This window comes from Hyphomicrobium sp., from assembly GCF_020852195.1.
In the GTDB taxonomy this organism is placed as follows: Bacteria; Pseudomonadota; Alphaproteobacteria; order Rhizobiales; family Hyphomicrobiaceae; genus Hyphomicrobium_C.
This window is the reverse complement of the sequence record NZ_JADZBI010000258.1, coordinates 1-2,210: the sequence shown is the minus strand read 5'-3', so window position 1 is coordinate 2,210 and position 2,210 is coordinate 1. Positions and strand designations below refer to the sequence as shown.

Here is a 2,210-nt window from a genome sequence, read left to right as displayed (position 1 = left end):
GCGCGGCATGGCGCATGCCTGCAGCACCCGCTCGAAGCAGGTGTCGAGAGTCACGCGCCAGTGCGCCGCCTGGCGCGCGCGGCGTACCACCTTGGCCAGCGAGCGGGAGGGCTTGAACTCGTCGAGGTAGAGGACCATGCGTGGATCGGGCGACCACCACATCACCGGTTGCCCGTCGCTGTACCAGGGGAAGATGCCGCGTCGATAGGCGGCGAGCAGTCGCTGCGCCGACAGATCGGCGCCGGCCGCAAGCAAGCCGTTCGGTTCGCGCCAGGCCTGTGACGGATCGGGCAGGGGATCGCCAGGGCCAACCCAGGCCAGTCTGCGCTGCAGCGGTCGGATCATCGGCCTGCGGGCGTTCACGCCTCTCGGGCGCTGCGATGCGAGGCGGAGCGGATGGCACCCGTATGCATGACATGGACGCCGCTGCGGCGATCCTCGAAATACCAGCGCAGCGTCTGGGCCACGGTGCGAAAGGCAATCGAATCCCAGGGGATGTCGTCTTCGGCGAGCAGGCGCACTTCGAGGCTGTCAGGGCCCGGTGCGAAGTGCGCATCGAGCAACTCGGCGCGAAAGAAGACGTGCACCTGGTTCACATGCGGCACGTCGACCATCGAGAAGACTTCGCCGAGCGCGATGTTTGCGCCGGCTTCCTCGAGCGTCTCGCGTTGCGCCCCCTCGGCGGTGGTTTCGCCGTTCTCCATGAAGCCGGCCGGCAGGGTCCAGAAACCGTAGCGCGGTTCGATGGCGCGCCGGCACAACAGGATGCGATCGCCCCAGACCGGGATCGTGCCCAGCACCAGGGTCGGGTTCTGATAGTGGATCGTGCCGCATTGCGCGCAGCGGTAGCGCGGCCGGTTGTCGCCGGGCGGGACGACGAACTGCACTTCATGGCCGCAGACGGAACAGAATTTCATGGACGGGCGCAAGGGTTGATTCGAGTGTAGCAGTGCAGGCCGGCGATGGCCTGCGTGCGGCCTGCTTGTCGCCGGCCAGAGTTGACAACATTGCCTAGGCAATTATCCTTGCGCATGAGCGCCGAAAAGTCCTTCTACGATTCGCACGACTACCCGCTCGCCAGCAGCATCGGCTACCTGGTGCGCCAGTTGCGCCTGTCGCTGGTGCGCTGCGTCGATGCCGAGATGGTCCACTACGGGCTCACCGATGCCCAATGGACGCCGCTGCTGCTGATTCGCCACGGTCGGGCGAACACCGCATCGGCGCTGGCGCAGGAAATGGGCATCGATGCGGGCGCGATGACGCGCACCCTGGGGCGCCTGCAGGGCAAGGGCCTGATCCGGCGCAGTCGGTCGCGGCGCGACCGGCGCGTCTGGACACTGGAACTGACAGCGGCCGGCGAGCAGGCGGCCGCGCAGGTGCCGAGCGCACTGGCGCGCGCCAACAACCTGCACCTGGCCGGCTTCCAGCAGGTGGAATTCGAGCAGTTGCGAGGCTACCTGTTGCGCATGATCGACAACGGCCGCCACGGCTGCGGCGCCAGGCTGCCCGGGATCGAAGCCGGCGACCTCTCGCGGGGAGGCCGGTGAGCCCGGCGGCTTGCGCCACGCGAATGCGCGCGGTCGCGCGAGCCGCTGCGCTGCTGGCGCTCGTGCTGCTGGCTGGCTGTGCCAGTCGGGCAGGCATCGAACCGGTCGCCACGCCCATCGATGCGCACGCGCTCGGCGCGCGTGATGGTGCCTTGTCCGATGCGCAGTGGCCGCACGAGCGCTGGTGGGCCGGCTATCGCGAGCCCGGGCTCGATGCGCTGATCGCGCGCGCACTGCAGGACAACCCGAGCCTGGAGGTGTCGAAGTTCCGCCTGGCCAGGGCGCGTAGCGCCGCCCAGGTGTTCGATGCGGCACGCCTGCCGCAGGTCTCCGGCTCGCTGGGCTCGACCCGCCAGCGCTACTCCGAACATGACCTGTTTCCGCCGCCGATCGCGGGCGGCGTGTTCACCAGCAATGCGCTGCGCCTGGACGCCGCGTGGGAACTCGACTTCTTCGGCCGCAATCGCGCCGCCCTCGATGCCGCTCTCGGACAGGCGCGTGCGGCCGAGGCCGACCTGCAGGCGGCGCGCGTGCTGCTGGCTTCCGAAGTGGCGCGCGTGTACTTCCAGCTCGCGCGAATCGTCGCCTTGCACGCGCTGGCCGGTGAAACGCTGCGTCAGCGCACCCAACTGCGCGAACTGGTGAGCCAGCGCGTGGCGGCGG

General features: G+C 69.2%; 4 protein-coding genes. 2 read left to right on the top strand and 2 right to left on the bottom strand.

Translation table 11 applies throughout. From position 1 onward, the window contains the following. On the bottom strand, positions 1-345 hold a 345-nt coding region (locus tag IT540_RS20715), incomplete at its 3' end, for a leucyl/phenylalanyl-tRNA--protein transferase (protein ID WP_291181773.1). Between the two features lie 14 nt (positions 346-359). Next, positions 360-917 (bottom strand): NUDIX hydrolase, encoded by a 558-nt coding sequence (locus IT540_RS20710; protein WP_291181774.1) that lies wholly within the window; start codon positions 915-917, stop codon positions 360-362. Between the two features lie 114 nt (positions 918-1,031). Here IT540_RS20710 and IT540_RS20705 point away from each other — a divergent pair, with 114 nt between their 5' ends. Continuing rightward, positions 1,032-1,547, top strand: a complete 516-nt coding sequence (locus tag IT540_RS20705; RefSeq protein ID WP_291181772.1) for a MarR family winged helix-turn-helix transcriptional regulator — start codon at positions 1,032-1,034, stop codon at positions 1,545-1,547. Between the two features lie 23 nt (positions 1,548-1,570). Beyond that, positions 1,571-2,210 (top strand): TolC family protein (locus tag IT540_RS20700; RefSeq protein WP_291181771.1); only part of this gene is annotated, 640 nt, incomplete at its 3' end.

Coding starts and splice junctions, on each gene's coding strand:
- IT540_RS20710 (WP_291181774.1), bottom strand. CDS start 917: ATGAAATTCTGTTCCGTCTGCGGCCATGAAGTGCAGTTCGTCGTCCCG.
- IT540_RS20705 (WP_291181772.1), top strand. CDS start 1,032: ATGAGCGCCGAAAAGTCCTTCTACGATTCGCACGACTACCCGCTCGCC.